Annotated in this window: 1 protein-coding gene; it reads left to right on the forward strand. The window is 65.6% G+C overall.

The features are described 5' to 3' along the window. A partial coding sequence (locus AC1DT3_RS23555; protein WP_477467567.1) for a hypothetical protein occupies nt 1-602 on the forward strand: 602 nt, incomplete at both ends.

Here is a 602-nt window from a genome sequence, read left to right on the forward strand (position 1 = left end):
GGTCACGACCCTGAGCGATCGCGGCCAGGCGATCAGCCGCGAAGTTCTCGCGGCGAGCGAGACGGCCGCGCAAGCCCTCGACGAGCGCAGCGCTCTCCTCATGGAGACGTTCCAGAACCGTACGTCGGAACTCACATCCGCCTACACGCAATCGACGGAATCCATGCGTGTCGTCATCGACGAGGGAACATCGCGCGCTGTCGCGACGCTCGTCGGCACGAATGACCGGCTCCGTGGCGAATTGTCGGGCGTCCTCGATCGCCTCCAAGACGCCAACCGGCTCTTGCAGCAGATCGCCGGCAGCGCGACGACCGATCTCGGCATTGTCGGGGACGGACTCTCGGAGCGTGTCGGCCAGATCGAAGGTCTTCTGTCGGAGATCGCCGCCCAGACGGGTCGCGCTTCAGATCAGGTCGCCGAGCAGGTCGAAGCCCTGCGTTCGGTCTCCACTGACGCCATGCGGCAAGCGACGGAACTGTCGTTCAACCTCGACGAACGCGGTCGCTCCCTGTCGGACAGCACCCGCGAACAGCTCGAGGCCTTGACCGAAGCCGCCAACGCGCTCGAACGTGTCGAAGCGCGCATGAGCAGCACCCTGACGA

The organism is Microvirga sp. P4_G7 (genome assembly GCF_056401005.1).